Genomic DNA, 26684 nt, shown 5'->3' with positions numbered 1-26684 from the left:
TTTTTTATGCCCCCAGCGCCCCGTTACTTGAATTCATAGTGCGATCTAACGGTGCCTGTGAAAGAACAACCGGGTTAAAAAATACTCGAACAATGGAAGCAAAAAACCATTGGATTCAAAGTATACGCGGTATCGATGAACTCATGGAATTACATCAAACCGTGGCAGAGCCAGATGCTCTCCTTAGCAGAAACGCCCAGCTTATCTTGTGTGGAGTTCCCATGACTGGGCCAATGACAGTTTCATATGGCCCTGACAGTGCGTTTGTCGCCACTCACTCTTTGCGCTAGGGGGGAGATCTACTTTTCACAGAACGAAATGAGCCGTCTCTGGGGCTTTGATAGGATACTATCTGTTCTATGGGGAAGGAATGGATTTTGAGCCGATCGTAGAGATGTCAAATACTGGGGCAATCGACATTTTTCTGTTCGGGACAGAGTCACCTAAGCATTGGGCGCGGCAGAAGCGGGCTAAGGGATGTTCAAAGGTGATACTAGGTGTTTTTGAAAGTAATACATCGGCAGGGGCAATAGCCTCCCTGCCGATGTATGAGTTGACGTTTAGTTTACGCCAGCGATTTCTTTTAGACGATTCATTACATCGTCGCCTACCAGACCATTACCAAGCTCTTGCCATACTGGCTTCATTGCTTCGGCCCATGCGGCGCGCTGTTCATCGGATAGGTAGTGAATGCCAACACCCTCGCCGGCCATAAATTCGGCAGCTGCACCGTTAATTTCGGTGTTTTTTGACATATTCCACTTGGTTGCATCAGCTAAGGCTGCGTTGATTTCTGCTTTCTCTGATGCTGGAATACTATCCCACCACTGTTTGTTAGCACCCACCAAGTAGAAAGAATACTGATGGTCTGTCATCGTGATGTGATCAACGAATTGATAGGTAGAAGAGCCACGCCAAGAGTTAGGAGTAACCTCACCTGCATCAATAACGCCTTGTTGCAACGCTGTTGGTGCCTCTGACCAGTTAATACCTACTGGGTTGGCCTCGATTGCTTCCCATGTTTTAACGAAGATCGGTGCGGATTGAACACGTACCTTTAGCCCCTTGGCATCGGTAGGTAACAGAATGGGGTCTTTCCCTTTGTAGCCAAGATCCCGCGGTCCGTTCATCCAAACGGCCACCACTTCGATGTTTTGGTTGTTCAGTCCAGGCATGATTGCATCGCGTACTATTGGGTCTGCGACGGCCGCTTGGATTTTCTCGGGAGTGTTTAGCAAGAATGGCAACTGTAGGGCGGCAACCTTGGGGTTCACCGAGCTATAGATACCAGCGGTTGGCGAAATGATATGCGCACCGCCCAATTGCAAACCTTGAATTTGGCTTTGTTGGTCGAACAGGGTTCCGCCGTGATGCATCTCGACGTCAATTTTATCGCCTAGGCGCTCTTCTAAATTGGCAACGAGATAGTCAAAGGTTTGCCCCTTCAACCCCTTGTTATTGTTGTCGTTAGACATGATCATTTTGATCTCTGCCGATGCGGCCGTTGCGGTCAAAGCTAGCGCTAGGACTGCGGTCGCAGCTTGTATTTTGTTAAGAAACATATCTTCTCCTCCTCAGATAATGTGTGTTTCGGTTTTCAAAGGCCGTCACTGCCCTAAATTTGGCAAAAACAGGGACAGCGGTGGGAAAAACGTCACGATCATAAGCGTGACGATTGTGGCAATCATCCAAGGTAATGTGGCCTTGAAGACTGACATGACAGGCAGGCCCGAAATCGAGCTTGCGACAAATAGGTTGATGCCCACTGGTGGCGTGATCAATCCGAGCTCAATATTGACGACCATGATGATCGCAAAGTGCACGGGATCGATGCCTAGGCTTTCGGCGGCCGGCACCAACAATGGCGAAAAGATCAATATGGTGGGCACACCTTCTAAGAAGAACCCTACGATCACCAGCAGCACATTAACACAGAGCAAAAATACGATCGGTGATACATTCATATCCAGTACAAACTGTGCCATTGCAGCGGGAACGCCGATCTTGGTTAAGAAGAACCCAAACAACAATGCATTTGCGGTGATCCAGAAAATCATGCCAACGCGCGGGCCTGTTTCTGCAGTAACGGTCAGGAGTTCCTTTAGGGATAGTTCTTTGTAGATGAAAAATCCGATACCCATGGCCAATACCGCAGAAATGGCCGCGGCTTCGGTGGGGGTAAATATCGCGCCACCATCATAGTAAAACCCAAATAGGTTGAACTCGGGAAAGCCATAGATGCCAACCACGATAAACAATGGCAATGAAAGAGCAGGTAGGCTTGATCTAAATGCGGTTTTGACTTCTTTGCGGCTTGCCTTGGGGCGTACTTTTATCCCCTCCTTCACGGCAAGAAAACGCGCTGTAAACAGCAACAATGTACCATATAGGATTCCAGGAATGATCCCCGCCAAAAAGAGGTCTGGGATAGACGTTTCGGTTACAAATCCGTAGAGGATCAACGGGATCGAAGGTGGTATCAGAATGCCGATGGATCCAGATGTAGCCAAGGCCCCTATTGAATAGTTATCTGAGTATCCTTCCTTCTTTAGTGAAGGGTAGAGGATGTTTCCGACAGCTGCGACGGTTGCTGGGCTGGACCCAGAAATCGCGGCAAAGAAGATACAAGTAAGAACCGTTGTCATCCCCAAGCCAGCACGTAGATGGCCTACCAGCGCCTGAGCAAAACCAACCAATCGTTGCACCAAGCCCCCCCGTTCCATCAGACCGGCGGCCAAGAAGAAGAACGGAATGGCCATCAAGGTAAAGTGGTTCAGGTTTGCAAAGAATTTTTGTCCGGTAATCCCATCAGGAATTGGCGAAAAGAGGAAGGATGCAATCAATGCCGAACCGCCGAGTGCAACCGCGATAGGTGCGCCTACGATGATGAGTGCAAAAAATATGACGACGAGGGCGAGAACGGTCATTCGACTACTCCTTTTGTAGGCTTAGCGCCGATGTGATCACGATATTGTCCGTCAGGAGATGTCGCAGAGGGATTGAAGCAAAGCGTATAGAGAACCAGTGCGTAGCGAAGGGTCATCAGTGCGGCCATGATTGGAACAATTAGAAACGGATAGACCATTTTTATTTCTAGTTCCGGATGCAGCACATTTATCATGTTTATAAATTTGGCATAAAACACAGCATCGATCAGAACATAGGTCGAGAGTGCGAATGCAGAACCGATGCCAATAAAATTCAAAACGGCCCTAACTTTGGGTGACGCTAGGCTGGGGACAAGGTCAACTCTTGGGTGAAATCCATCCCGAACCGCGCGAACGGCGCCAAACAACATCGCCCATATAAGCGCAGTAACAAGCCCTGCTTCAAGCCAGTGGATTCCGGTATTAAACACATAACGCAGAACAACTTGTAGCGTTGCTAAAGCGAGGCCCAGCAAAAACAATGAAACCATAAACCAAGTTTCGATAACGCTGAGCAAACCATCAAATTTCTTTAGCATCTTTTCCTCCTAAAAGCGGCTGGTGTGGGTGCACTTTCTCAGGCATGGGCAAACATTTTCTGACCTGTAATCGGCAATTCCACCCTCAGGATAGAAGAACTCTCGGCCTCCGTAATATAGAGGTGCCGATTGTCAGGCCCACCAAAGGCGCAATTCGCGGTTAAAATCCCCTTTGGCGATCGAATGCGATATAAGGGCTCGCCAAGCCGCGACATCACCCAAACAGTTCCTAAACCCATGTGCCCAATAACAAGCTCTCCTCCTGCTCCCAGCGCCAAACCGTCAGGGCCCGCCAATCCACCAGAAAGCTGAATAAACGTTCCCGATTTGACGACGGTCCGGCTACCGGGGAGAAACCTGACCCGCCAAACAGCATTCATGCGCGTAACGGCGAGGTAGAGCTGGCTTTCATCTTCGTTCAAGACCAAGCCGTTTGGGCTGGGGATGTTATCGATAAGGCATTCCAGTTCACCGGAATGGCGTTGACAAAATAAACGACCATGCGCTGATTGCAGTCCGCTTTGACCTTGATCGGTGAAATACAAATCCCCGTTCGAAGCGAAATGCAGATCGTTCACACCGTGAAAACGCTCGAGTCTAGGGCGCGTAAGGAATGGCTCTACCTTGCCGGATACGGGGTCCATCACCATGATACCATGCGCATGGTCGGCAATAAATATGCGCCCATCCTTGTGAAATTTTAGGCCATTTGGCTCTCCGTCGTAATCCGCGGCGACGGAAAACTCGCCCGAGGGATCACATCGCAATATGCGACCATGACAGATGTCTACACAAAATAGGTTGCCATCTCGATCAAAGGAGGGGCCTTCGAGAAACGCTCGGAATTTTTTTCCTGGGTGCTGAACATCCCCCCAATCTGAACAGCCACTAGGTGCAAGCTCTTTTGGGACTTGGGCGAATACTTCTGCTGTAAGCTCTGTTGGTGGTGAAAAGAACATATTGCACTTTCGATTTGCATTTTTGCTATGATAAAAGCAATTAAACTAAAGATGCAATCAAAATGTATGGTGGAAATATCAAATGACTACTCCTTTGGGTATTATCGACGCTCATGTTCATGTTTTTGAACCAAAAAAGTTCCCATATGCCACCAAAAGAAATTATACACCTGGTGAGGCAACGGCTGAAAATCTACGAAATCACATGCTGCGAATCGGGGCAGACAAGGTGGTTATTGTGCAGCCCAGCCCATATGGCGCCGACAATCAAGCCACTGTTCAAGCTGTGGAGATATTAGGCCAGGATGTAGCACGTGCGATTGCGGTGATAGACCCGGAACGAACAGCCCCTGAATTCGTCAGCTCGCTGTGGCATTCTGGTGTGCGTGGTGTGCGTGCGAATTTAAAAACCAGCGGGCAAACAGGGATTGATACTGCGCGAAGGCAGCTAGAGCAGCTGGCGGATCGGTTATCGGGCACGGACATGGCCTTGCAGATATTTTTACCAGCAGATGTGATTGTTGAGTTGAAAGACACAATAAGGGGGCTTGGCCGACTGACCATTCTGGATCATTTTGCAGGCTTGAAAATTGGTGATCCAAATTTTTCCAGTACTTTAGACGGGCTTCAAGAGGTGCTCGTGCTACCTAATGTAGTGCTAAAGGTTTCTGGGTCGGTTCGGGCCACGGATTATGCGGATACGCCAGTGGCTATGGAGCCGTTCATTCCGGCATTATTTGATGCAGCTAAGGACAGAATTGTATGGGGCAGTGATTGGCCACATACGGGAAAATCGTCCGAACGCGCGGCGCGTCCTTTGTCTGAGATCGAACCATTCATGGAAATTGACGATGCAAAATCGCTTGGCTACATCAGGGAATGGTGCCGCAGTGAAGCTGAATTTAGAAACATCACCTACGGTACTTCGAAGGAAATATACGGGTTTTAGGTGCTTCTGACAGTGGCTGTATATCGGAAAGAAAACGGCTCTACATAGTAGGATTCGCCATGCAGAATGATCTTGTCATCTTCAGAATATAATGTGTGAGAACGCACCAATAATGGCGCACCAACAGAAATGCCCATCTGGTCGGCTTGATCCTCAGAGGCCTTAACAGCCCGTAGCGCCGCATCAATCCGTTTGATTTTCAGGCCGAGGCCTTGTTCGATCAGGTCATGCCCGCCTTGCGTTTCCAGATCATGCGCAGACACGTTTAGGATTATTTCAGGCGAGAAATACCTTACCTCGGAACCGATACAATCGCCTGAAACCAAACGCAGTCGTTCTAGGGTATTCACCTCGGTGCCATTTTCGATACCAAGTTTTCCAGCTACCATGGCGGGAACCTTGCCACGTGAAAATGAAATCAGTTTATATGTAACGTGATCGCCCGATACGGCCATTTCGCTCTCGAATGACTGAATATTATGAATATCCAAATCGACGCGCACCATCATGTCATCATCAAGACGGGAAGCAAATGTCCCTTGGCCCGCTTGTCGACGAACAGCGCCTTCAAGCGCCAATCGTGTCATCACCGCTTGAACGGTGGATCTACTAACCTTGAAGGTTTGGGCGATTTGCTTTTCTGTGGGCAGGCGCTCACCAACCTTCAGCTCATTGGATCTAAGTTGATCCATGAAGTGGTCATAAATCTTCTGTTTTGCGGTGCCGCCAGCGATGAGATAACTCCAGTTTCCTGAATTTGTTGAATTTTAGCTGATATTATCAAAATCGCTGGAAAGATATAGTCATTTTGAATGGGATTGCTTGCGTGTATCCATACGTTGTAGAATTGAGGGCAAAATCCCACCGCATCGCAAGATTTCAACCTCTTGCCATGTTTCCACCGCTACCTGAGCGCTCACGCGTGTTGTTTCCCCGTCCTTGTGCCGCAGAATGAATTCTGTGGTTAGCCCAGGGCAAAGAGATTTCTCGTCAATTGACACCTCAACCCGATCAAAAGCGGTTAGCCCTGCTTTGTGTGCGATAAAGTCGTCGGTGATTTGCAAGGGCAATACCCCCATACCGATCAGATTGCTTCGGTGTATGCGCTCAAAGCTGTTGGCAATAATAGCGCGCACCCCTAGCAAAGCAGTGCCTTTGGCGGCCCAGTCGCGACTTGATCCCATACCATAGCGGGCTCCTGCGAGAATGACGGTAGGTTGGGCGGCAGTTTCAAGTATAGCAGCGGCCTCGAAGACAGGGCGTGATTTGCCGTCTTCCAAGACCGTATGAGACGGGGCCAATCCATCCGAAAGGTAGTTTGTAGCCAAACGATTTGTAAACAGACCGCGCAGCATCACCTCCCAATTTCCGCGATAGGCCGCGTAAACATTCAAATCACTTGGGTCTCCACCGCGTTCTATCAGCCATTGACCGGCCTCGTCTGTCGGATCGACCCATCCAGCGGGCGAAATATGATCGGTGGTCATATCATCGCCTAATACCATCAAAGGTGCGGCACTATAGTGCCCCAAGCGCGATTTCTCGTTTAGCGAAGCAAACTTGGGTCGCCGTAGATAACGCGAGGTTGGATCCCATGGAAACTGGGCTGCGGTGGCAGATTTTATGTCCTGCCATTGTTTGTTTTTCCAAGATTGCTCGAAATCACGTGGTACATCTTCGGTTCTGAAGCCAATTTTGAGAGCCTCTTCTATTTCGTCTTCTGTGGGCCATAGATCAGAAAGGAAAATGTCTCTGCCGTTCGTGTCAGCACCGATAGGATCTTGTAAAATATTGCCATGCAAATCACCCTTGATCGCATAGGCCACAACCAAGGGCGGTGACATAATGTAGCCCAGATCCAGTTTAGGGTGCACTCGTCCTGGAAAATTTCGGTTCCCCGAAAGAACTGCGCTGATCGCCTTACCATCGGCCAGGGCTTGTTCTACCACGGGTGGTAGGGGGCCAGAATTTCCAATACAGGTTGTGCACCCAAATCCGACAATATCAAATCCAACGGAAGCAAGGTCAGGCATCAAACCCGCACGTTGCAGAAAAGACCGCGCTGAGGGAGAGCCCGGTGCGAGAGAGGTTTTAACCCAAGCGGGGGGAGTCAGACCGTAGCGGCGCGCCTTGCGCGCAAGCAATCCTGCCGCAATGAGCATTCGCGGGTCAGATGTATTCGTACAACTGGTGATAGCGGCGACACCGATTGCACCATCGGGAACCGATCCGTCTTTGACGACCTCTGTTGCCAATTCTCGGCCAATCGCTTGTTCTACCCCATGGGTGGCATCCTTTGGCTGCCGCCGGTCTTGGGGTCTGCGAGGGCCGGCAATATTTGTGCCAATCTGATCAAGCTCGATTTTGACTGTTCGATTGAATTTCGGCCGGTGCGTTGGATTAAACCAAAGATCCATTTTCCGAAACAGCGGTTCTATCATTTGAACAGTCTTCGGATCCCGACCGGTACGGTGCAAATAATCGGTCGTGGTTTTGTCCACAGGAAAGAAACCTGTGGAAGCGCCGTACTCTGGAGCCATATTTGCAATCACTGCACGTGCGTCAGCGGACAAGGAGCTAACGCCCTGACCAAAGAACTCTACAAAACATCCCGTAACATCAACCTCTCGAAGGGTTTGCGTCACGACCAAGGCCAAATCTGTGGGCATCGTTCCCGCGGGCAAGGTTCCCGTAAGCTCTACGCCAACAACTTGGGGAAGTGCCAAAGAGACGGACTGGCCAAACATAACACTTTCGGCTTCAAGCCCACCAATACCCCAGCCCAAAACACCGATCCCATTTATCATCGGGGTATGGCTGTCCGTACCCAAAAGCATATCCGGATGCATCAAACCATCCTGTTGCACCACGATAACAGTTGCCAATTGTTCAAGATTTATCGTGTGCATAATCCCCGTTCCGGGTGGATTTACCCGAACACCAGCCATGTTTTGCGAGGCCCATTTCATAAACGCATAGCGTTCTTTGTTTCTGGCGATTTCGTTTCTGCTGTTCGTTTCGAACGCAGTTTTCCGTGCATAGGTATCCACGGCAAGAGAATGGTCTACGGAAACCTCTACCGGCAGTGATGGTGTCAGCAGGTTGGGATCCTGACCCGCCTCTGCCAGTGCATCGCGCAACCCCGCTATATCGGCAAGTGCAGGTGTGCAGGTGGTATCGTGCATCAAAATTCGATTGGGGCGAAAGAAAAGTTCAGAGGTGCCTTTTCCTGTTTCAAGCCAACTATCCAGACTGTCCAAAAGACTATCTGGATCACCGCCATTTCGCAGGTGATTTTCCGAAAGTAGGCGTAAAACATGGGGTAGGTTTTGGGTTCTGGCCCCAAGAATACCAACGATATCTGTGTGATTAGGGGTAGATTGCTTTGCCTGTGTGCGTTGCGGTTTATGCATGATTAAGTGTTGCCAGTTTTAAACCATAGTGGCCTAGATAAGTGAAAGATTTGCTATACGACTTGGTCAGGCTATGCGGTTTGCATGTCCTGTGGCAAGGGGCACGCCCATCGTCTGCTGATCATTGCTGATAGCGGACTCTTTTTTGTTGCCCCCTCTGGGTGGGATCGGCGATTGGAACGGCGGATAGTAGAGCTTGGGTATATTCATGGTTTGGTTTGGTGCAGACCTGTTCGCTATCACCAGATTCGACGATTTGGCCCTTGTACATCACTAGAACCCGATCACAGAAGAAGCGAACCAAGCCGACATCGTGGCTAATGAATATATAGCTGAGGTTCAGTTGTTTCTGAAGATCAAGCAACAAATCCATAATCTGAATACGAATGCTAACATCAAGCGCCGAGGTGGCCTCGTCTGCGATCACAATGCGTGGGTTGGGTGCAATGGCACGCGCAATACTGATGCGTTGGCGTTGCCCACCAGAGAAGGCATGGGGGAAGCGTTCCATAGCCGAAGAAGGCAGGCCGACGAGATCTAGTAATTCCAGTATTCGAGCGCGCCTGTCTGCCTTTGAGTGCATGCCGTTTAGCAAAAGGCATTCACCAATAATTTGGGAAACAGTCATTCTTGGGTTGAGTGAGGCAAAGGGATCTTGAAACACGGTGCGCATATCGCGCCATGTCGGTTGAAGCTGTTTGTCATCCAATTGGGTGATTTCAGTAGAAGCGCCGCTGCGATCGGTATAGTGAAGTTCGCCCGAATTGACCGATAGAACCCTTTGAATGCAACGTGCCAAAGTGGTTTTTCCAGAGCCGCTTTCACCAACGATACCAAGGCTCTCGCCCTCTCGCAAAGTGAAGTTAGCGTCATCTACGGCCACCAACGTGGTCTTCTTCATGCCAAGAAGACCCGTTTTACCATAAAATTCCTTGCGCAATGATTTGGCTTCTAAGATTGGATCACCGAGGGGGCGCTCTTCTCTCATCGCTAAGCGTTCGGTGGAGGGCAATTGGGTTTGGTGGGCCGCCTGCAGCAGAGATTTTGTATAATCGTGCTGGGGATTAGCGAAGACGTCTTTCACATTTCCATTCTCGACCAGCTTGCCGTATCGCATAACCGCTACTTTGTCCGCGATTTCCGCAACAACACCCATATCGTGGGTGATGAATAGAATTGCCATATTGTTCTGGGTTTTTAGCTCTTCTAACAGATCAAGGATTTCGGCCTGAATCGTAACATCTAGGGCTGTTGTCGGCTCGTCGGCAATGAGTACCTTGGGATTGCACACAAGCGCCATTGCGATCATTGCCCGTTGACGCATTCCGCCTGAAAACTCGAATGGGTACTGGTCGATTGCACGTTCGGGGTTGGGAATCTCTACGCGGCGCAGCATTTCAATCACGCGTTCGCGGGCCTGTTTTTTGTTCAAACCTTCATGAAGTTTCAGGCTTTCTGAAATCTGGCTGCCGATGGTGTGCACCGGCGACAGCGAACTCATCGGTTCTTGAAAAATCATCCCGATATCACGTCCGCGAATATTGCGAATTATACCAGAGCGCGGTTCAAGCTTTGCCAGATCCAATTCGGTTGTGGTGTCTTGCTTGGGGTCAGGATGGGCCTCGTGTAGCAAGATTTCACCTGACACGATCCGACCGGGGCGGTCGACCAGCTGTAAGATCGAGCGAGAAAGAACACTTTTGCCGGATCCGCTTTCGCCGACCAAGCAAAGGGTTTCACCAGGAACAAGTTCCAGCGATACATCGTCGACGGCTGTGAACGTACCGTGGCGTGTATCAAACGCGGTGACAAGGTTCTTGACTTCGAGGATGGGGCGATTTGCTGACGCCTGTTGCTGTGTCATGCTTTGCTTTTCCTATCCTAAATCTTGTGCGTAAGGGTCCGCCGCATCACGAAGCCCATCACCGAGGAAATTCAGTGCTAGAACCGCAAACAGGACGAATACTCCGGGTGTAAACAGCCAAGGTGCTTGTGCAATTGACCGGATGTTCTGAGCCTCTTTCAAGAGCACGCCCCAAGAGATCGACGGTGGTAACAGGCCTAGTCCGAGGAATGAAAGAGACGTTTCCGCAAGGATCATTGCAGGGATCGCGAGCGAGACCGATGCGATGATGTGGCTCATCAACGATGGCATAATATGTCGGAACACGACCCTGCGTGGTCTGGCGCCATCAAGCCTGGCCGCGGTTACGAAATCTTCGGTACGAAGCGCTAAAAAGCGCCCCCGAACCACGCGTGCCAGTTCTGTCCAACCAATCAATGACAGGATCACAGTGATCGCAAAATACCGCATCAACGGGTCAATATCGGCTGGGATTGTTGCACTTAATCCTAGCCAGATTGGGATCGTAGGCATTGAGAGGATCAATTCGATCGCACGCGTTGAGACGGAATCTATCCAGCCGCCTAGGTATCCAGCCATTCCGCCGATAAGCGTTCCCAAGAACAGGCTCATTGCCACGCCAACCAGACCAATAGACATTGAAATCCGCGTGCCCGCTATCGTTCTACTTAGCATGTCACGGCCTAGTCTGTCGCCACCGAACAGGTAAAACCGTTCGCCTTGCTTTGTTGGCGCGATGATGCGCCGCGACATTGGAATGAATCCTGCTAATTTGTAGGGTTTTGTTTTTCCCAAAATGGAAATGTAGATTTTTTCATCTGCATTAATTTCATAAGAGGTCGCCAGAGTTTCAGGATCACGCGACAGTGTCGTGCCCAGCACATGGGGGCGAAAACGCGTGCCATCTTCGGTTCGGTCAAGGAATTTAATTGCCTGTGGTGGATGGAAGACGTCTCTTCTAGATGTGACCTCCGGGTCAAATGGCTGAAAGAATTCTGCAAATGCCGCAATTACATAAAGAAAGCCGACGAAGTACAAACTGATTAACGCCAGTTTGTGCTTCTTGAATTTGCGCCACATTAGTTGCCATTGAGACGCCTCTGCGATGTCTTTAGGAAGACGTGGGTCAATGTGATCTACAGTGTTGGACATATTAACGATACCGAATACGAGGGTCGATCATCGCCAGAACAATGTCTGACACGATCATCCCGATGATGGACATGACGCTTAGAAGCAGGATGAAAGCACCAGCGAGATACATATCTTGGGTGAGGAGTGCGTCGAGCATCAGCGGATCAACAGTTGGCAACGACAATACGACAGCCACGACGGTCGAACCGGATATGATTTGCGGGAACACCCATGCAATTGTTGACGCAAATGGGTTCAGAGCAATTCTTACCGGATATTTCATGATTGTTTTAAATTCGCTTAGGCCTTTGGCGCGTGCGGTGGTGACATATGGTTTGTACAGCTCGTCCAGCAGATTGGCCCGCATAATACGGATTAGGCTGGCTGTTGCTGATGTGCCGATGATCACAACGGGGATAATCAAATGCTTCACTAGGTCTACGAATTTATCCCAAGACCAACTGGCATTGACGTATTCAGCGGAAAACAGCCCCGTTACGTTTGTGCCAAAGTGAACAACACCTACATACATTAAAATAAGAGCCACTAGAAAATTCGGAGTGGCCAACCCAATAAAGCCGATAATGCTAAAGAAGTAGTCCCCCCAACTATATTGCTTTACTGCAGAGTAAATTCCTATCGGGAGCGCGATTGCCCATGTGAATAAAAGGGTAGATGTCGCAAGAATGACGGACAGTATCATCCTGTCCCCAATTAATTCGGACACTGGCTGTTGCCACTGGAAGGATAGTCCAAAATCACCTTTGGCAATTCCGCTAATCCATTTCCAATACTGCGCCAGAAACGGCTCATCGAGCCCAAATCTATCCCTCAAGGACCGCAGGCGAGCCTCATCAACCTGTCTGCCATCAGCCTCAAGCTTGGCTGCATAGCTCTCCACATAATCGCCTGGCGGTGATTGAATAATGGTAAACGCTAGAAACGAGGCGGCAAACAAAAACGGGATCGACCAAGCTATCCTTCGCAAGATATATGCGTACATTTCGCCTCCCTTATTGCGTTATCACGCGTAAAAATCCCCCAAAATCTCTCGTCCTCCAATTTGGCTTTAAATGAATCAAAAAGCAAAATTACGAAAAACTCTGGTAGTTAACCTTTTATAATAACGCGTAAAAATACTATGTCGATAGCTAAGTTGCATTTTTATCTTGTAAAAACCAAAATCGGATTGCATGCTGTACTTGGGGACGGCTTTGCGCCGTAACCGCGGCCTTAAAGTCGGAATTTAACCCAAGTGAGTTAAAAGCAACTCTTTGTCGGCCAATTGGGAGGTCTAGCTCGCTTAGGCGAGCCGACAATAGATATTAAGGGAGAAACGAATGAGGAATAAAATCAAAAGTGGGCTAGTATTAGTCGCACTTACGGCGTCAATGCCAAACAGCGCTATGTCGCAAGCGACTGGCGAAGCGCCAGAGCTGGCGGCATTGGTTGCGGCGAAGACGTTACCACCAGTAGAAGAGCGCGCATCTCTACAGCCCGAGGTGATCAACTATGGCGAGCTAGGAACATATGGCGGCACCATACGGTTCGGCATGCGTGGCGTATCAGATGAGGGTACTCTTCGACAGGCGGTCGGAACAAATGGTTTGGTGCGTTGGCATCATAATCTTTCTGATTTGGTTCCAAACGTCATACGAGAATACACTGTTTCTGAAGATGCCCGTGAATTCACGTTCAATATGCGCGAAGGTATGAAATGGTCTGACGGTCATGATTTTACCTCGGAAGATATTGCGTTTAGTATAAACGACTTGCTTCTAAATCCAGATTGGGAAGAAATTTCTACTCGGTACAAGTCTGGCGGCAAACCCCTAAGTCTAGAAATAGTCGACAAATATACCTTCATTATCCGCTTCGAACATCCCAATGGCGGGTTCCTTGGCCAAATGGCCCGCGAAGAGGGCGCGCGGCTGAACCACTACTCCAAGCACTACTGCAGCCAATTCCACCCAAGCTATAACGACAATATTGATACGGTGGTTGCCGAAGCCGGCCTCGAGTCATGGCAGGAGTTGATGTATCAGAAGTGCGGGGATGTTCGTGACGAGGTCCGCTGGATCAACCCAGAACGCCCAGCACTTGATCCTTGGATATTGACGAGCCCTTTACGTGGTGGGACGACAAGCGTGTTGTTCGAACGCAACCCTTACTTCTGGCAAGTCGACGAAGCAGGTAACCAACTCCCATATATCGGGAAAATGGAAGCAACCATTTATCAGGATGCCGAGGCAATGCTGATCGCCGCAATTGCTGGGGATTTTGATTTTCAATATCGCCGAATCGATGCGCCGGGCAACCGCCCCGTGCTGGCCGAAAACCGCGAAGCTGGGGACTATCAATTGTACGAAGTCACTGCGGCAGGTGGGAGCTATAACTGGATTCAGCCCAACCTAAACCATAAGGACCCTGTGGTTAATGCGTTGTTCAATCAACGTGATTTCCGCGTAGCACTTTCAATTGGTACAGATCGGCAAGAGGTGATCGATACAGCACTGTTGGGTGTAGGTATTCCATGGCAAACGGGCCCCTTCAAAGATAGCCCGCTACATCATGAGCGAATTTCTACTCAGTACCTAGACTATGATCCCGATCGCGCTAATGAATTGCTAGACAGCCTTGGCCTTAAGGATCGTGATGAGAATGGCATTCGTCTAATGTCCGATGGGCGCCCAGCGAAGTTTCTGATTGATATTCGCAATGGGCATCCACACATCATCGACATGATGACTATTGTTAAGCCACAATGGGAAGAGGTGCTAGGCATCCAAATTGACCTTAACGTGGTAGATCGTTCGGTTCATCGTCAACGGTCGCGTCAAGGTGATCATGATATGACCGCCGACAGTGGGAACGCTACTTGGCTACCTGGTCAATTGCCCTCAGCGCTATTGCCGATTGATAGCAGCTCTCGTCACGCCCCACTATGGACTGCATGGTACCAAACCAATGGTCAGGACGGCATCAAGCCCCCCGAGCATGTGATGGAACGCTACCGGATTTGGGAAACTGTCTATGCCACAGCTGATCCTGCAGAACAAATCCGTCGGTATCATCAATTGGCTGACATTGCCGCAGATCAATTCGAGGCCTTTGGAATCGCCCAAAACGCATCGACCTATGGCGTGCGCAAAAATGGCCTGATGAATATCCTTGAGGGTATGAAGAGTACAGGCCAGTTCCCAAGCCCGGCCAATGTGTTTATGCCACAAGCTTGGTATTGGAAAAAATAACCTTCCGGTTAGTTAAGGGGTCGCGCCATCGGCGCGGCCCATCTGCGCCCACATCCCGAGGGCCTTTTGTCTTTGATGCCAGCGCACACATCCAAAGCAAATAAGAGCGGGATCATGAAAGAGATCAAGACGCGAAATTCAAGGAAGAGATGACCTATCTAGGGCACTTTTATGCAATCTACCCGAATACATTTGGCCAAGGTTGCGCTATATTCCGGCCGATTATGATCCGCATGCGCTATTGTTGGAATTTTACTTTCGGTGGCATCCAGCGAGCAAATCCCCTGTTATAATAGTGGGCTAGCGCGCAGCGGATGTTTTTATTAGGCGGCGCCATGGGGCGCGTCTTTTGCAATTTTTTGACCCCATCATCACCCATGTGCGCCCGTAATGGGCCATGCCAAAATGGGTGATTTTGGGATACAGGATATTTTTCTTGTGCCCCGCAGAGGTCATCCAATCCCTGAAGACCTCGTCGGTATCTTTCTGGCCCCACGCAAGGTTTTCTAGGGATACACAGGCGTTAATACCGGCGGCGCGCGTGCGGCTGGTGACGTTGGATCCATTTAGGCCGACGTGAGAATTGAATGTGGAGTGCAGCCCATAGCCGCGTCTGGTCAGCTCTTTGGCATAGGCCATTGCCGCGCGGTTTAGATTGCTAGAGCGGGTAAGTGCGCTCAGCCCACGCTTGCGGCGCTCTTTGTTCACCAGCTTTAGGGTTTTTCTCTGAATTTCAGAAAGGGTTTCAGGGCGCTCGCCCTCGAGGGCAAAGGTTGGTTGGGCCAGCCCTAGGCTGATAAGGATTGCAAAAAGCGCGGCGACTTTGGTTGTTTTCATCATCATTTTGGCCCAACTAACGGCTGGTTTTCCCTAATTCATATCATCATTGACGCATTTGAAAACAAGTTTACGTCTAAAATGTGACGGGTTAACCAAAATCAGAGTTTTGGCGTCTCTGTGCCGAATTGCTCAATAACCCCCTGTAACAGGCGATGTGCATCCGGGGAATTCCAATCAGCTTCGCCCTGCATGCGGGCGATTTCACGCCCCTGCTCATCCAGTATCAGGGTCACTGGCAGGCCCAGTACCCCTGATGCCCGCGAAAATTGCATACGGGGATCTCGGTAACGTGGCAGCGTTTCTACCCCGGCTTTCTTAAAGAACACATCGATCATTTTAAGGGGATTTCGACCGGTGGCGACGGTGACGACCTCGAAATTTTCGCCGCCTAGGGTGGCATTTAGCGCATCCAGTGCCGGCATCTCGGCGCGGCAGGGTGCGCACCATGTGGCCCAGAAATTCAACAGGGTGATCTTGCCATTCATTTCCGACAGCGTGATATTGCTATCGTCTATATCCAGAAACGGCGTATCGATCACCGCGCGGGGCGTGTCGTGGATTACCAGTTTGCGCATATCGCCGGCACGTATTTCACGTAGGGCCTCTATATCGGCCTGTTGTGCTAATACAGGATTTGCACCCAAAAGCAGGGCAGTGTAGAGCGTAAGAAAGAGAAGTTTTAATTTGGTCATTTTGACCCTTTCAAATGGTATAGGCATGTCTGACAAGAATTCATCAAACGCAATGTGGGGCGGGCGGTTCGCCAGTGGCCCAGACGCAATCATGGAGGCCATCAACGAGTCGATCAGCTTTGATCAACGTATGGCGGCCCAAGATATTGCCGGATCTATCGCCCACAGCGCGATGCTCGCCAAACAAGGTATCATCACTGATAACGATGCCGCGGCCATTAAGGAAGGGTTGCTCACGGTCTTGTCAGAAATCGAGAATGGGTCTTTTGAATATTCCAAAGCTCTGGAAGATATTCATATGAATGTCGAGGCGCGCCTAAAGGTGATTGTGGGGGAGCCAGCGGGCCGTTTGCACACTGGGCGTTCGCGCAACGATCAAGTGGCGACCGATTTTAAATTATGGGTGCGTGACCAAATGGATGCGGCGATCTTGGGAATTGATGCGCTGATTCGCGCCTTGGTGGATCAGGCGGATGCTGGTGCGGATATGGTAATGCCAGGGTTTACGCATTTACAGGTGGCACAGCCGGTCACATGGGGGCATCACATGATGGCCTATGTGGAAATGTTGGCGCGCGATAAATCCCGTTTTCAGGATGCGCGTACGCGGATGAACGAAAGCCCCTTAGGGGCGGCGGCTTTGGCGGGTACCGGATTTCCGATTGATCGCGATGCAACTGCGGCGGCACTTGGGTTTGATCGCCCTGCGGCCAATTCATTGGATGCGGTTGCGGATCGCGATTTTGCACTGGAGTTTCTATCCTGTTCTTCTATCTGTGCCACACATATGTCGCGCCTTGCCGAAGAGTTGGTGATTTGGTCCAGCGCGCAGTTCCGTTTTGTGACCCTATCGGATCGTTTCAGCACCGGATCATCCATTATGCCGCAAAAGAAAAACCCCGATGCGGCGGAATTGATCCGCGCCAAAGTCGGGCGGATTACCGGTTCTATGGTTGGGTTGCTGACCGTAATGAAGGGCCTGCCGCTGACCTATTCCAAGGATATGCAAGAAGACAAGGAGCAGGTGTTTGATGCGGCGGATAGTCTGATGTTGGCGCTGGCCGCTATGGCGGGAATGGTGGCGGATATGACACCGAACACGGCCGAATTAGAGGCGGCGGCGGCCACCGGATTTTCCACGGCTACGGATTTGGCTGATTGGCTGGTGCGTGAATTGGGCATGCCCTTTCGCGATGCGCATCACGTGACCGGCGCCTTGGTGGCCATGGCCGAGCAGAAGGGATGCGATCTACCTGATCTAAGCTTGGCGGATATGCAATCCGTAAACGGCGCCATTACCGATACGGTTTTTGGGGTGCTGGGTGTGCATAATTCGGTGGCAAGCCGCGTTAGTTACGGTGGTACGGCCCCTGCACAGGTGCGTACACAGGTGGCGCGTTGGAAAGAGATTTTGGCGTAATGCGGGCCTTGGTGATCTGTTTGGTGCTGATGGGCTGTGGGATCAAGGGTGATCCAGTGCCTGTGGGCGATGCGGGGGCACCATGTCTGTTCTGCGAGTGATCTATCTGGTGCTGGCGCTGTGTGGCGCGGGTATGTCGGTATATTTTGGCGATGCGCCTATCCTTGGTGGCGCATTGGCGCGCGTCGAGATTTTTGCCGGTATCACCCTGTGCATATGGATCATCGCCGAGGTATATGTGCGTCATGATTATTGGCTAGCGCCGCTTTGTATTTTTGCCACCTTTGGGATTGGGGTGGGGTGTGGCTTGCCACTGTATTTGTTTTTCCGATCCCGCAGTTTTAGGTAAATATCATGGATCACTTCTTATATAAAAACGGCGCTCTGCATGCAGAAGATGTGGCGATCAGCGAAATCGCGGCATCGGTCGGCACCCCGTTTTATGTCTATTCTACCGCCACATTTCAGCGCCATTTCAAGGTGTTTGAAGAGGCGCTGGCGGGGATGGACCATTTAATCTGTTATGCGATGAAGGCCAACTCGAACATGGCAGTGTTGAAAACACTGGCCGCAATGGGCGCGGGCATGGATGTGGTGTCCATGGGGGAATATTTGCGCGCCAAGGCGGCGGGTGTTTCGGGGGATAAAATTGTGTTTTCTGGTGTGGGCAAAACCCGCGAGGAAATGCGCGTGGCGTTAACCGGTGGCATTCGTCAGTTCAACGTCGAGAGCGAGCCGGAGATGCGGCTGTTAAACGAGGTTGCGCTGGATTTGGGCGTAGTTGCCCCGATTACCGTGCGCGTTAATCCCGATGTAGATGCCAAGACACATGCAAAGATTGCCACCGGTAAATCGGAAAACAAATTCGGCATTCCGATCGCCAAGGCCCGTGCCGTTTACGCCGAAGCGGCGGCCATGGAGGGCATCGAGGTTGTGGGTATTGATGTGCATATCGGTAGTCAGCTAACAGATCTGGAACCCTACCGTTTGGCCTATCAAAAGGTGGCGGAGCTTACGGCTGAATTGCGCGCCGATGGGCATAACATTCGCCGTCTTGATTTGGGTGGCGGGCTGGGTATTCCCTATGCGCGTTCAAACGAGGCGCCACCCTTGCCGATGGATTATGGACAGGTGATACGGGAAACATTGGGCGATTTGGAGTGCGAGATTGAAATCGAACCCGGGCGCTTGATTGCGGGGAATTCTGGGATTTTGGTCACCTCGGTCATCTATAACAAAGAGGGCGAGGGCCGCGATTTCTTGATTGTGGATGCGGCGATGAATGATTTGATCCGCCCTGCCATGTACGAGGCCCATCACGATATTATTCCGGTGATCGAACCAGCCCTTGGCGTGGAACCTGCACCCGTAGATATCGTGGGGCCAGTGTGCGAATCTGGTGACACATTTGCCAAACAGCGCGATATGCCTGCGGTGCAGGACGGCGAAATGATCGCCTTTCGCTCTGCCGGTGCTTATGGGGCGGTGATGGCATCTGAATATAATTCGCGCCCTTTGATCCCCGAGGTCATGGTGAAGGATGATCAATTCGCCGTTATTCGCGCACGTCCTACAATTGACGAGATGATAAATCGCGATACACTACCAGAGTGGCTGTAGGAATACAGGACCACGCTGAAAGGAAATAGATGCCTCTGCCAGATACATCCGCCACGGTAAAACGCGCCATGAATGCACTGCGCGCCAAGGTTGCGGTTACGGGATGTGTCTTGGTGATAGAGCGCTTTCTTAGCGCCTATTGGCAGTTGATCGCCCTTTGTTTTGCTGGGTTTGCGGTGTTGCGCTGGGGCGGGCTGGGGGTATTGCCTTTGGGGCTTGCGTGGGCCTTAATTGGGGTATTTTCTTGCGCGGTGGTCTGGGCTGTTTGGCGGGGGCAGTTGGCGTACCGCTTCCCAGAACAGGACGAGGTCTATGCCCGCCTTGATTCTGGTATGCCCGGTGCGCCGGTGCGTAGCCTGCATGATCAATTGGGCATTGGTGGGGATAATGAGGACACCGAGGCACTGTGGCAACTGCACCTAGAGCGCATGGCTGCACGGGCCAATCAGGCCCAAATTCGCGGTGTTCAGCACAGGTTATCGGGGCGTGACCCCTATGGGATGCGCCTGATTGCGTTGTTGGCGGCGGTTTCGGCAGCGGTTTTCGCCCCTAATGAGTACCGCGTTGGCCGTGCCAGCACCGCAGAGACCACGATTCAGGCCACCGCCGCCGGCTCTAGTTATGAAATCTGGGCCAAGCCACCGCTGTATACCCACCTGCCCAGCATTTATTTGAACGAGGTCGAGGTTAACAAATCGGTGCCCTTGGCCGTGGGTAGCCAAATCTTGGTGCGCGCCTATGGGCCTGCGGGGTCTGTGAAATTATCAGAGGATATCAGCGTGGCGGGGAATGCCGCAATTCCCCAAGAGGCTGGCGAGCTGGCCGAGGTCACATTTAATGTTGCGCGTTCTGGGATCATGCGCATCTCTCCTGATGGTGGGCAGACGCGCGAATGGGTGATCTCTATGCGCGCGGATCGCGCGCCCAGCATCGAGGTCACGGGCGAGATGACCCGCAGCCTTCAGGGTGCGATGCGCCTGCCGTTTCGTGCGCGCGATGATTACGGTGTTGTCGGGGGTGGCCTACATATAGAATTGGATCTGGATGCGGTACCGCGCAAGTTTGGGCTGGCCCTAGATCCAGAACCACGTGCGGCCCTTAGCGGCGATCTGCCTCTGCCGTTTTCAGGTGGAACCGATGATTTCGAGGGTATGATCGAAGAGGATTTTGCACAACATGTCTGGGCGGGGCTGCCGGTGGTGCTGGGGCTAAGTGCCGAGGATGCGGCAGGAAATCTGGGAGAAATATCCCCGTTGCGCACCGAACTGGCCAAGAAGCGGTTCTTTGATCCGCTGTCTGCTGCGCTGGTTGATGTGCGCAGGCAGCTCCTGTGGAACCGTTTGAATGCCACACGCGCAGAGTTTCTTTTACGCGCAATGAGTCATCGCCCCGACGGCGTTTTCCCACAGGACAAGGCCTATTTGATGACCAGAACCGCATTGCGGCGGCTGGAATATGGTGCCGAGCAGGGTGGTCTAAGTGACGAGGTGCTGGATGAGGTCGCCGAGCTGTTGTGGAACGCGGCTCTTTTGATCGAGGATGGCGATTTGGCCGATGCCGCCGATAGGTTGCGCCGCGCCCAAGAGCGGCTGAACGAGGCGATGGAAAATGGTGCGACAGATGAAGAAATCGCCGAGCTGATGCAAGAGTTGCGCGCCGCTACGCAGAACTACATGAACCATTTGGCCGACCAAGGGCCCGATGGCGATGCCGCACCATCGGGGGGGGAGGGCGAAACACTCTCCCAAGATCAGCTGCAAGAAATGATGGACCGCATCCAAGAATTGATGGAACAGGGGCGCATGGACGAGGCGCAAGAGTTGTTGCGTGAATTGCAGGCCATGATGGAGAATATGCAGGTGGTGCGCCAAGAGGGTGGCGGGGGCGGCGAACAACAGCGCCAAGAAGAAGAGATGCAGGATCTGTTGCGAGAGCAACAAGAGCTGGCTGATGACACATTCCGCGAGTTGCAAGAACAATTCGACGAGGGCCAACCCCAAGACGGCACCGGCGAGGGTGAGGAACAGGGTCAACAATCTGGTGGCCAACAGCAGGGCGGTCAGCAAAGCGGCGAACAGGGGGGGGAGCAGGGCCAACAACAGGGCGCTCAGGGCCAGAGCGGGCGACAGGGCCAAGGTCAGGCGGGGCAATCTGGAACGGGTGGTGATGAATCGTCTGATCTGGCTGGACGTCAACAAGCGCTGCGCGAAATGCTAGAACGCCAATTGGGCGCGTTGGGACAGGGCGGCGGTGAGACCGGTGAGGGCACCCGAGATGCCTTGGGTAATGCTCAAGAGCAGGCACGTCGCGCCGAGGAAAACATCGAAGAGGGAAATCTAGGTGAGGCGCTGGGCGACCAATCCGAGGTGCTGGATTCGATCCGACAGGGGCTTCGGGCGCTGCGCGATCAGCAACGTCAGGCTCAAAACCAAGGGAACAACGGCGAGACCCGTGATCAGGCCGGCCAAGGGCAAGGCCGCAGTTTTGATCCGCTGGGGCGGCCACAGGACCAATCTCGCACCGGGCGACGCACCGATGAGAATGCCCGTAACGATGGCTTGGATGCCACTGGGCGGCGCAAAAAATACCAAGAGCTGTTTGAGGATCTGCGCAACAGATCACAGGATCAAACCCGCCCAGAGTACGAATTGGATTACCTAAAGCGTTTGCTGGATAGATTTTAGGAAATCCGCCCCCTTGGGCGGATCCTATTTGAGATCAACCGCCGCTGAATTGGCCTTTGAAGTTTTCAAATAGATTTGAAAGTCCAGGTGTACCGCCTTGGTAATACATATCCTGTAATACCATCCGTCCGCTATCGATTTTGCCATTAAAGGCGGATACGAAATCGGCTGTCTGCGGAACAGAATTGGCCAACATTGGGCCGATGATATACATCAGTAATGTCACCACACACAGGGCCACAGCGGTGATAAACCCTGTGTTAAACGGCCCGCGCTTTGCGGGTTCCTCCAGCTCGTCGAAATCTACCTCTGGTTCGTCTTCATCGGGGGAAATTTCGATGCTGGAATTGATCTCGTCGATATCTGTGAACACGGCCTTGCCGCTTTTGGGGGCCGCGGGGATTGCGGTGGACAAGTCGGTGCTGGGGGCTGGTTTCCTGATGGGCAGGGCCGCATCTTTGAACCGCGCAAAACCCTTGGGCGCTGATTCTTTGGGGGTATCGCTTTGCTCTGCCTTTGGGTCGTCCTCTTGGGCGTTTAGCACATCGCGCAAGCTCTTGGCGGTGGCCAGTTTGACATCTGGGTCGGCCTCTAGGGCCTCGATGTTCTCGATTTGCTGTTTCAGCTCGCTAACATCGGGAATGGGATCCATTTCCTTGCGATTGCTGAGCATTGGAGGCGTGATTTCGGGCTTGTCCGCATCTATATTCGCGTCGGGATGCGAAATCCTCAGCCGGCGAATACCGCCATCAAATGGGCTGGCCTTGGTTTCGCTTGCGATCTCTTCATCCGCCGCAGGTGTTTCTGGGGCAGGGGCAGGGTCTATTGGTGCGGGATCTATGTATTTGACCCGTGGGACATCCTCGATTTCGGCGGCCTCTGTTGCGGCCACGGCGGGCTGTTCAACGACCTCTGGTGGTGTGAACGAGGGTTCTTCAATTCGGGCGTTTGAAGAATACTCGGCCTCTTCTTGCAAAATTGCCTTCACTTCTGGGGTGATACCACTTTGTGGATCGGGGGTGGTTTCATCGCCGGCTGTATCTGTGAATTCGTCACTCTGTTCTTCGGTGGCTTGGGGCTGTTCCTCTGTCGGGGTTGGCTCCTCTGGCTCGGGGGCGACTTCGACTGCGGCTTCCGGAGCGGGGGCGCGACGCGTTGCGCGCAACGAACGAAATACCGCAGGTGCTGCCTCGGGCATTGGGGCGGATGCAGGTTGTGCGACTGGTTCCTCAGGCGCTGGGTCTTCGGGTGCTGCGCCCTCTGGGTCTGCGATTTCAGGAAGATCCAGTGTGTGCTCTGTCGGGGCATCTTGCGCCGGCTGTTGTTCCGCTTGTATGCGTGCCGCTTCTTCTTCCGCGGCTAACTGTTGCGCGGCTTGTTCTGCCTGTTGGCGAGCGGCTTCTTCTGCCTCGGCTTGTTCGGCGGCAATGCGCTGTGCTTCTAGGCGGTCGGCCTCTTCTTGGGCCGCAATGCGGGCTTCCTCTTGGGCGGCGCGACGGGCCTCTTCTTCTTGTTCGCGCAGGGCCTGTTGGCGTTTCAAGTCCTCGAATACATCGGAAACAGAGGCGGATTCGCTGTGTTGTTCTGTATAGATTTCTGCGCCCTGTGAGGGCGTGGGGGGGGCGGACTCTTGGCGCTCAAACGGTGATGCTGCGCTGGGCTGTGGCTCTGGTGTTGGATCAGCGGCGGGGATTGGGGCCGAGGTTTCGGCAGATGGTGCCAGTAACATTGGTGGTTCTTGGAACCATATCTGGGAGCATTTTGCGCATTGAACATCGCGACCCGTTTCAGGGATCGCGGTATCCGCTACTTCGTATTGAGAGGCACAGTTGGGGCAAATAATCCGCATTTCATTCCCTTAGTCGATTTCGTTTTATCCGATAATTTCTTACCAGCTTTATTTAGCGCTATAATAGCCCAATTATCTAGCATAACTAGATTATTTTACACTAAGGTCACACGAAACATAGAATCGTGACAAAAATACGGAGAACCGCGTGATAGAGCTTAAAAAAGCTGGTTTTAGCTATGGTGGCGGTGAGATTTTCCGAGATGTGGATCTGCATCTGGCGCAGGGCACCTTTCATTTTCTTACAGGGCCTTCGGGCACTGGCAAAACCACGTTGATGAAGATGTGCTATCAGGCATTAATGCCAGATTCGGGTACGATAAAGGTGTTTGGTCGCGATGTCCGCGCGATGAATCGCGATGATGTGGCCTTGGTACGCCGCCGCATCGGCGTCGTGCATCAGGATTGTCAATTCTTGAACCATCTATCAGTTGGGGAAAATGTGCTGTTGCCCAGCTTTGTTGCTGGGCGTGATGGATTGGATGATCAGCGTAATCTACGTGAGCTGTTAAAATGGGTTGAGCTGGAAGAAAATATTGATCAACTGCCACCAGAGCTGTCTGGTGGCGAACGTCAGCGCGCGGCGCTGGCCCGTGCGGTGATTCTATCGCCAGAGGTGATCTTGGCCGACGAACCCACGGGAAATTTGGATTGGAATATGGCTCAGCGCTTGCTGACCCTGCTGATAGAGCTGAACAAAATGGGCAAGACGATTTTGGTAGCAACCCATGATATGAATTTGATCCGCGCGGCGCGCCCGCATGTCGCCGCGCGCGTATTACGTATTCAAGGCAAGCGGGTTCATTTGGCCGGGGCGGATTTATAATGGGTATAGTCAACGGGATTCAGATGATTTTGGCCGGTGATAAACAGGCCGACCGTGTGGTGCCACCGGCGGGATTTACCGCGCGGCTAACCAGCTTCACGGCTGCTGTGATGAGCTTTTTGGTGGTTTTTGCGCTGGCGCTCTCCATGGCAACGGGGCGTTTGGCCGATCGCTGGTCGGCGGAGCTATCGCGGACATCGACCGTGCGCATTTCCGCCCCAGAGGCCCAGCTGGAAATTCAATCAGAGCGGGTCATGGAAATATTGGAAACCACAAAGGGAATAGCCTCGGCACGATTGATGCGCGCCGATGAACAACATGCCTTGCTTGAGCCATGGTTTGGGCCCGATCTGCCCTTGGACAATTTGCCAATTCCGCGTCTAATCGAGGTGGTTGAGGAAAGTGTGGGCCCTGATATGGAGGGTTTGAGATTTCGCTTAGCGGCAGAGGCCCCGGGCGCGGTTTTAGATGATCACACACGCTGGCGTCGCCCGTTGGTGGATGCCGCGGCGCGGTTGCGCATGCTGGCGGTTTTGTCGATCTGTTTGATCGGTGGCGCTTTGGCGGCAATGATTACACTGGCGGCGCAGGCGGCCCTGGCGGCGAATACGCAGGTGATTCAGGTATTGCGATTGGTCGGGGCGAAGGACAAATACATCGCCAAGGCCTTTGTGCGGCGCTTTACACTGCGGGGGTTTTTCGGTGCGCTGTTTGGTTCTGTTTGTGGGATGGTGGCGATATTTTTGTTGCCCTCGGCGGCGGCAGAGGGGGCGTTTCTAACCGGGCTTGGATTTTCTGGGATGCAATGGTTTATCCCCTTGCTGATCCCGTTGATAGCGGCCATTTTGGCGTTTTGGGCAACACGGATTGCGGCGAACCGCACCTTGGCAAGGATGAATTGATGATTTTTTTACAGTATATGCGCTCGTTTGTTTTTATTGTGGTGATGTATCTATGGATGATCGTTGTGGGCCTATTGGGCGCGATCCCTGCGGCATTTTCCAAAAACGCCACCTATTGGGTTTTGAAATTCTACTGTGCCTCGGTTATTTTTTTAGCGCGGGTAATATGTGGGTTACATGTGGAACAGCGCGGTGAAATCCCCAGCGGCAATGTGGTCGTGGCATCAAAACATCAGAGCTTTTTTGATGTGATGTTGCACATGTACTACCTGCCACGGGCTAATTTTGTGATGAAACAAGAACTGAAGTATGCGCCAATATTGGGATTTTATGCCATGCGTATCGGCGCAGCCCCCGTAAAGCGTGGTCAGAAATCTAAGGCGGTATCACAGATGATGCAGGGCGCGAAAAAGGGCGCATCGGATGGCGGAAACCAATTGGTGATCTATCCACAGGGCACCCGCGTCGCCCCTGGCGATCATCGCCCGTATAAGGTGGGTGCGGGGGTTTTGGCACAACGCATGGAGCGTCCCTGTGTATTGGCCGCCACCAATGTAGGGTATTTCTGGCCGAAGCGATCTATGCTGCGCAAGCCGGGTACGGTGATATTTGAGTATTTCGACACCATGCCAGAGGGGCTGGAGCTGAGCGAATTTGTGAAGGTGATGGAAGAGAAAATCGAAGACAAGTCCAATAGACTGCTGGATGAAGCAGGGTTTAAGCGCCGGGGTTAGGCAATGCTAACTCTTTCTAGGCTATAGCCTGAGTTGCGCTCAGCCATGCGGCGGGCCATAGATATTAAAGAACCTATCGGG

The 26684-nt window shown here is 52.1% G+C and carries 23 protein-coding genes; 11 read left to right on the top strand and 12 right to left on the bottom strand.

What is annotated here, in order from left to right:
• A partial coding sequence (locus tag QQL62_RS06935) for a hypothetical protein (RefSeq protein WP_284377167.1) occupies positions 1-290 on the top strand: 290 nt, incomplete at its 5' end.
• A 270-nt stretch (positions 291-560) separates the two neighbouring features.
• Here the strand turns inward: QQL62_RS06935 and QQL62_RS06930 are convergent.
• Genes QQL62_RS06930 through QQL62_RS06915 form a run of 4 tightly spaced genes read right to left on the bottom strand, consistent with a single transcriptional unit; the run spans position 561 to position 4425 of the window.
• Entirely contained in the window at positions 561-1562 is a 1002-nt protein-coding gene (locus QQL62_RS06930) for a TRAP transporter substrate-binding protein (protein ID WP_284377166.1), read from the bottom strand.
• Between the two features lie 45 nt (positions 1563-1607).
• On the bottom strand, positions 1608-2927 hold the full coding sequence (locus QQL62_RS06925) for a TRAP transporter large permease (RefSeq protein WP_284377165.1): 1320 nt from the start codon (positions 2925-2927) through the stop codon (positions 1608-1610).
• Positions 2924-3466 (bottom strand): TRAP transporter small permease, encoded by a 543-nt coding sequence (locus tag QQL62_RS06920; RefSeq protein WP_284377164.1) that lies wholly within the window; start codon positions 3464-3466, stop codon positions 2924-2926. The genes QQL62_RS06925 and QQL62_RS06920 overlap by 4 nt, the downstream gene beginning before the upstream one ends.
• Positions 3467-3504: 38 nt before the next feature.
• Positions 3505-4425, bottom strand: coding sequence for an SMP-30/gluconolactonase/LRE family protein (locus QQL62_RS06915; RefSeq protein ID WP_284377163.1), 921 nt, complete (start codon positions 4423-4425; stop codon positions 3505-3507).
• An 82-nt stretch (positions 4426-4507) separates the two neighbouring features.
• On the opposite strand from QQL62_RS06915, the gene QQL62_RS06910 reads away from it, so the two are divergent.
• Positions 4508-5374 carry an amidohydrolase family protein gene (locus QQL62_RS06910; protein WP_284377162.1) on the top strand — a complete coding sequence of 289 codons (867 nt, stop codon included), beginning with the start codon at positions 4508-4510 and terminating at the stop codon, positions 5372-5374.
• Here the strand turns inward: QQL62_RS06910 and QQL62_RS06905 are convergent.
• The 5 genes from QQL62_RS06905 to QQL62_RS06885 form a co-directional block, all read right to left on the bottom strand.
• Positions 5371-6081 carry a GntR family transcriptional regulator gene (locus QQL62_RS06905; protein ID WP_284377207.1) on the bottom strand — a complete coding sequence of 237 codons (711 nt, stop codon included), beginning with the start codon at positions 6079-6081 and terminating at the stop codon, positions 5371-5373. The genes QQL62_RS06910 and QQL62_RS06905 overlap by 4 nt on opposite strands.
• 96 nt (positions 6082-6177) lie before the next feature.
• Positions 6178-8787: an aconitate hydratase AcnA gene (acnA, locus tag QQL62_RS06900; RefSeq protein WP_284377161.1), complete on the bottom strand. Its 2610-nt coding sequence runs from the start codon at positions 8785-8787 to the stop codon at positions 6178-6180.
• Positions 8788-8908: 121 nt separating this feature from the next.
• Positions 8909-10651, bottom strand: a complete 1743-nt coding sequence (locus tag QQL62_RS06895; RefSeq protein WP_284377160.1) for an ABC transporter ATP-binding protein — start codon at positions 10649-10651, stop codon at positions 8909-8911.
• A 12-nt stretch (positions 10652-10663) separates the two neighbouring features.
• Positions 10664-11758, bottom strand: coding sequence for an ABC transporter permease (locus QQL62_RS06890; RefSeq protein WP_284377206.1), 1095 nt, complete (start codon positions 11756-11758; stop codon positions 10664-10666).
• A gap of 46 nt (positions 11759-11804) precedes the next feature.
• On the bottom strand, positions 11805-12788 hold the full coding sequence (locus QQL62_RS06885; RefSeq protein WP_284377159.1) for an ABC transporter permease: 984 nt from the start codon (positions 12786-12788) through the stop codon (positions 11805-11807).
• Between the two features lie 337 nt (positions 12789-13125).
• Between QQL62_RS06885 and QQL62_RS06880 the strand changes: the two genes are divergently transcribed.
• Positions 13126-15036, top strand: coding sequence for an ABC transporter substrate-binding protein (locus QQL62_RS06880; RefSeq protein WP_284377158.1), 1911 nt, complete (start codon positions 13126-13128; stop codon positions 15034-15036).
• Between the two features lie 300 nt (positions 15037-15336).
• On the opposite strand, the gene QQL62_RS06875 is transcribed toward QQL62_RS06880, so the two are convergent.
• Both QQL62_RS06875 and QQL62_RS06870 read right to left on the bottom strand, forming a co-directional pair.
• On the bottom strand, positions 15337-15879 hold the full coding sequence (locus QQL62_RS06875) for a CAP domain-containing protein (protein ID WP_284377157.1): 543 nt from the start codon (positions 15877-15879) through the stop codon (positions 15337-15339).
• Between the two features lie 95 nt (positions 15880-15974).
• Positions 15975-16568, bottom strand: a complete 594-nt coding sequence (locus QQL62_RS06870) for a TlpA family protein disulfide reductase (RefSeq protein ID WP_284377156.1) — start codon at positions 16566-16568, stop codon at positions 15975-15977.
• Positions 16569-16593: 25 nt separating this feature from the next.
• Here QQL62_RS06870 and argH point away from each other — a divergent pair, with 25 nt between their 5' ends.
• From argH to QQL62_RS06845, 5 genes are read left to right on the top strand one after another with little or no spacing between them, the layout of a single operon-like run.
• Positions 16594-17988, top strand: a complete 1395-nt coding sequence (gene argH / locus QQL62_RS06865; RefSeq protein WP_284377155.1) for an argininosuccinate lyase — start codon at positions 16594-16596, stop codon at positions 17986-17988.
• Positions 17967-18089 (top strand): hypothetical protein, encoded by a 123-nt coding sequence (locus QQL62_RS06860; RefSeq protein WP_284377154.1) that lies wholly within the window; start codon positions 17967-17969, stop codon positions 18087-18089. Before argH ends, QQL62_RS06860 begins: the two co-directional genes overlap by 22 nt.
• Positions 18071-18337 (top strand): DUF2834 domain-containing protein, encoded by a 267-nt coding sequence (locus QQL62_RS06855; protein WP_284377153.1) that lies wholly within the window; start codon positions 18071-18073, stop codon positions 18335-18337. The genes QQL62_RS06860 and QQL62_RS06855 overlap by 19 nt, the downstream gene beginning before the upstream one ends.
• A 5-nt stretch (positions 18338-18342) precedes the next feature.
• Positions 18343-19608, top strand: a complete 1266-nt coding sequence (lysA, locus tag QQL62_RS06850) for a diaminopimelate decarboxylase (RefSeq protein ID WP_284377152.1) — start codon at positions 18343-18345, stop codon at positions 19606-19608.
• 29 nt (positions 19609-19637) lie between these two features.
• Positions 19638-22292 carry a DUF4175 domain-containing protein gene (locus tag QQL62_RS06845; RefSeq protein WP_284377151.1) on the top strand — a complete coding sequence of 885 codons (2655 nt, stop codon included), beginning with the start codon at positions 19638-19640 and terminating at the stop codon, positions 22290-22292.
• A 34-nt stretch (positions 22293-22326) separates the two neighbouring features.
• Here QQL62_RS06845 and QQL62_RS06840 read toward each other — a convergent pair whose 3' ends face one another.
• Positions 22327-24141 carry a zinc-ribbon domain-containing protein gene (locus QQL62_RS06840; RefSeq protein WP_284377150.1) on the bottom strand — a complete coding sequence of 605 codons (1815 nt, stop codon included), beginning with the start codon at positions 24139-24141 and terminating at the stop codon, positions 22327-22329.
• A gap of 148 nt (positions 24142-24289) precedes the next feature.
• Between QQL62_RS06840 and QQL62_RS06835 the strand changes: the two genes are divergently transcribed.
• Genes QQL62_RS06835 through QQL62_RS06825 form a run of 3 tightly spaced genes read left to right on the top strand, consistent with a single transcriptional unit; the run spans position 24290 to position 26603 of the window.
• Positions 24290-24967, top strand: a complete 678-nt coding sequence (locus tag QQL62_RS06835; RefSeq protein ID WP_284377149.1) for a cell division ATP-binding protein FtsE — start codon at positions 24290-24292, stop codon at positions 24965-24967.
• The gene (locus tag QQL62_RS06830; protein WP_284377148.1) at positions 24967-25869 is read left to right on the top strand and encodes a cell division protein FtsX; all 903 of its coding nucleotides are present in this window, start codon (positions 24967-24969) and stop codon (positions 25867-25869) included. The genes QQL62_RS06835 and QQL62_RS06830 overlap by 1 nt, the downstream gene beginning before the upstream one ends.
• Complete coding sequence (locus QQL62_RS06825) at positions 25869-26603, top strand: lysophospholipid acyltransferase family protein (protein ID WP_284377147.1); 735 nt, start codon at positions 25869-25871, stop codon at positions 26601-26603. Before QQL62_RS06830 ends, QQL62_RS06825 begins: the two co-directional genes overlap by 1 nt.
• The last annotated feature ends 81 nt before the right edge of the window (positions 26604-26684 follow it).

Source organism: Amylibacter marinus (assembly GCF_030160015.1).
Taxonomy (GTDB): Bacteria; Pseudomonadota; Alphaproteobacteria; order Rhodobacterales; family Rhodobacteraceae; genus Amylibacter; species Amylibacter marinus.
The sequence above is the reverse complement of the archived record's forward strand: the minus strand, read 5'-3'. Positions and strand labels throughout refer to the sequence as shown.